We start from the raw sequence: 4092 nt of genomic DNA on the forward strand, positions 1-4092 counted from the left end.
TTGATCCGGTTTAAATTGTTAATTACAAATTACAGGCTTTCGGAGTCAAGCAGCAAATAAACCTTGTGTTTTATGGGTAAGGAGATAGAGACATTTGAAGATTTTAAATTAAACAAACAACTTTTAAATGCCATTGAGGATTTGGGTTTCACTGAACCTACCCCGATTCAAAAAAAGGCTATTCCACTTGTGCTGGCAGGGCATGATGTAATGGGTATTGCGCAAACCGGTACCGGAAAGACTGCGGCGTTTGTACTTCCCATACTTATGAAAATAAAGTATGCCCAGGGCATGGATCCACGTGCGCTGATACTGGCTCCGACCCGGGAGCTGATCTTGCAGATAGAGGAAAACATTAACATGTTTTCAACTTATCTGGATATTCGCTATGTGTCTTTATACGGGGGAGTTGGACCTAAAACCCAGATTGAAAAAGTACAGGAGGGTGTTGACATTATATTAGCTACACCTGGAAGGTTTATGGATATATACCTGAAAGGCGAGCTAAACACAAAATTAATTAAAACACTTGTGCTCGATGAGGCTGATAAAATGATGGATATGGGATTTATGCCCCAGATCAGGAAAATATTAGAGGTGATCCCTGTTAAGCGGCAAAATCTTCTTTTTTCCGCTACAATGGCAGACAGGGTCTTGAAGCTTTCGGAAGAATTCCTGGAATTTCCGGAAGTCGTAGAAGTGGCACCTCAGGCTACCACTACGGATACTATTGAGCAGCAGCTTTATCAGGTGCCTAATATGCGAACCAAGATTAACTTTCTGGAGCACCTGCTAAAGAAGGAGGAGTTTAACCGGGTGTTGGTGTTCACCAGAACCAAGTCGACTGCAGATAATGTATTTAAATACCTGGATAGAAAAGGCTTGGGGCCTGTAAGGGTTATCCATTCCAACAAGGGACAAAACAGTCGCATCAATGCTATGAATGAGTTTAAAGACGGTGAACTTAGGGTGCTGGTGTCAACAGATGTTTCTGCACGAGGTATTGATGTTAGTATGGTTTCGCATGTGATTAATTTTGATGTGCCGATCATTTACGAAGATTATGTACACCGGATAGGAAGGACGGGAAGGGCTAAAAATGAAGGTGTAGCCCTTACTTTTGCCAATAAGGCTGAGCTGCTTCACATTGGCAAAATCCAGGAGCTGATAAGAACTGAAATACCTCAGAAGCCACTACCTGAAGAAGTGGAGATTACAGAAACACCCCGGCAGGAAAAAATAGCTATTGAGATGGATATAGATGCTTTTAAAAGGAAGGAAAACCCTGATTTTAAAGGTGCGTTTCATGAAAAGAAACAGCGGTTTAGCGAAAAAACAAATAAAAAATCTAACCAGAAAAGGAGGAAAACACGTAGGAAATAAGGATTGTATTAAAAAGTTGTTTAACCAAACCTTTATTATGAGAAGACTATACGCACTATTTCTTTTAGCATCAAGCATTTTATCCCCTCTTAAAATATACTGTCAATCTGATGAGGATATGTTGAAAAGTATCTTTAATGAGACGTTGACAAATGGCCGTTCATATGAGATGCTGGACTATCTCAGTAATGAAATCGGCGGACGCCTGAGTGGTTCTCCTGAGGCCGCTGCTGCGGTGGAGTGGAGTCGGCAGGAAATGATGAGCCTGGGTTTTGATACCGTTTTTTTACAGGAGGTTATGGTACCTCATTGGGTGAGAGGAGAAAAGGAAGTTGTGAAAGTAATTAATTCCGACAGGCTGGGAACGTTTGACCTTACTGCCTGTGCTCTGGGTAACTCTGTAGGTACCGGAGACTTGGGCGTGGTGGCTAAAATTATTGAGGTTGACGGTATAGAATCACTGAGAAAGCTGGGCAGGAAAAATGTGGAGGGGAAGATCGTATTTTTCAACAGGAAAATGGATCCAACCCATATAAGTACTTTTGCAGCTTATGGCGGAGCAGTTGATCAGCGGGTGTTTGGGGCTTCAGAGGCAGCAGATTTAGGTGCACTGGCGGTTGTTGTACGGTCAATGGCATCCAATAATGATGATATACCTCATACCGGGACACTAATATATAAAGAGGGTGTTAAAAAAATCCCGGCGTTGGCCATAAGTACAAATTCTGCCAATTTGCTCAGCAAAAGCTTAAAAGCTGAGCCGGACCTGGAGCTATACATTGAATCACATTGCCAAATGTTGCCCGATGTACTGTCATACAATGTTATTGGTGAAATAAGAGGTTCATCAAAACAGGGTGAGTATATTATTGTAGGAGGCCACCTCGATTCGTGGGATTTAGGTGACGGTGCTCATGATGATGGCGCGGGTTGCGTACAATCTATAGAGGCACTGCGTGTTTTGCAAAGCATCGGATATAAACCAAAGCATTCTATACGAGCAGTGATGTTCATGAATGAAGAGAACGGCTTAAGGGGTGGATTGAAGTATGCTGAGCTGGCTAAGAAAAATCAGGAGAAGCATCTGGCTGCCATCGAGTCAGACAGAGGGGGCTTTACTCCCAAAGGGTTTACTCTTGTAGGGAGTGAGGCTGCAAAGGCTCAGCTACTTAATTGGAGGCCTTTGTTTGAAACCTATGGAATATATGACTTTGGCAAGCCAGGGGGAGGCGCTGATATCGGTCCGCTCGAAGAACAGGGAACCGTTTTGATCGGTTTTCTACCCGATTCACAACGTTACTTTAACCTGCACCACACTACGGCAGATACTTTTGACACAATAGATAAAAGAGAACTTGAGCTCGGTGCAGCCAGCATGGCAGCTTTGGTTTATTTAATTGATAAGTACGGAATAGATGGAAAGAATTGATACGGAATTGACGCGGATGCTGAATATAAGGTATCCTGTTATTATGGCTCCTATGTTTTTGGTTTCTAACGCTGCCATGGTTATTGAAGGCGTTAAAGCAGGTATTACCGGTTGTATACCGGCGCTTAATTATCGAACTGACAAAGAGTTTCGAGCGGCGCTTACTGAGATAAAGGAAGCTGTGGGCGGGCCTTTTGGTATCAATCTGATTGTGAATAAGTCCAATTACAGGCTTAAGGAGCAGCTTAAGACTTGCGTAGAATATGAAGTAGACTTTATTATTACCTCCCTGGGAAGCCCTCGGGAGGTAATAGAAGCTTGCAGTAAAAAAGGAATTAAGGTTTTCTGCGACGTAACTGAGGAGAAATACGCAAAAAAGGTGGAAGAGCTGGGAGCAGATGCTTTAATAGCTGTTAACTCAGGAGCAGGCGGCCATGCAGGACCTATGCCTGCCAGTGAACTTATCCCTCTCTTAAAAGCTAATTGTAAAATACCTGTGATCTCAGCGGGAGGCGTAGCCACCGGATCAGAGCTGCACGATGTACTGGCTCTGGGGGCATGTGGAGTGTCTATGGGTAGTCCTTTCATAGCTTCTGACGAGGCAGGTGTATCTCAGGAGTACAAGCAGGCCATAGTGGATTATGGAGCTAAGGATATAGTGATGACTGACAGGTTATCAGGAACGCCTTGTACGGTTATTAATACTCCTTATGTTCAGGAGATCGGCACGAAACAAAACTGGCTGGAGTCCATACTCAATAAGAACAAAACGCTTAAAAAATATGCTAAGATGCTGACGTTCTATAAGGGGATGAAATCCCTGGAGAAAGCAGCCTTTAGCGCTACCTATAAGACACTTTGGTGTGCCGGGCCTTCTATTGAGCATGTGCATGCCATTCGTCCTGTAAAAGAGATTGTAGAGGGACTCATAAACGAATACAGTACGCGACCTGAACGGGCTTTCTGAGGAAACCTTGAGCCAGGCAGGATTTCTTGGGATACACTAACTTTTCGGGATCAGTCCGAATTTCTGGGGAGGGCATGAACTTAGACATATGTATCTGGTACTATTTTGCAAAAGGCAATCGGCAAGAGCAGTTGGCAAACAGTCTAAATGACAAGATATAAGCGCATTAGTACCATTTTTCAACCATAATCACTTACCTGTAATACGATCTTTAGATATACAACCTTTCGGTTTTATCCTTTTACCCCCCCCCAAGTTTTCCTCTTGATCCACTTTTCGCCTCGGTGAGTGACAGAAGGTCGTTGATCGCAAT

At 43.4% G+C, this 4092-nt stretch carries 3 protein-coding genes; all 3 read left to right on the forward strand.

The features are described 5' to 3' along the window. The first annotated feature begins 72 nt into the window (after nucleotides 1-72). From E1163_RS01945 to E1163_RS01955, 3 genes are read left to right on the forward strand one after another with little or no spacing between them, the layout of a single operon-like run. Nucleotides 73-1383, forward strand: coding sequence for a DEAD/DEAH box helicase (locus E1163_RS01945; protein ID WP_155168914.1), 1311 nt, complete (start codon nucleotides 73-75; stop codon nucleotides 1381-1383). A gap of 37 nt (nucleotides 1384-1420) precedes the next feature. Further along, nucleotides 1421-2812, forward strand: coding sequence for a M28 family peptidase (locus tag E1163_RS01950; RefSeq protein ID WP_155168916.1), 1392 nt, complete (start codon nucleotides 1421-1423; stop codon nucleotides 2810-2812). Continuing rightward, nucleotides 2799-3779, forward strand: a complete 981-nt coding sequence (locus E1163_RS01955; protein WP_155168918.1) for an NAD(P)H-dependent flavin oxidoreductase — start codon at nucleotides 2799-2801, stop codon at nucleotides 3777-3779. Before E1163_RS01950 ends, E1163_RS01955 begins: the two co-directional genes overlap by 14 nt. Nucleotides 3780-4092: the final 313 nt, after the last annotated feature.

Source organism: Fulvivirga kasyanovii (genome assembly GCF_009711405.1).
Lineage (GTDB): Bacteria > Bacteroidota > Bacteroidia > Cytophagales > Cyclobacteriaceae > Fulvivirga > Fulvivirga kasyanovii.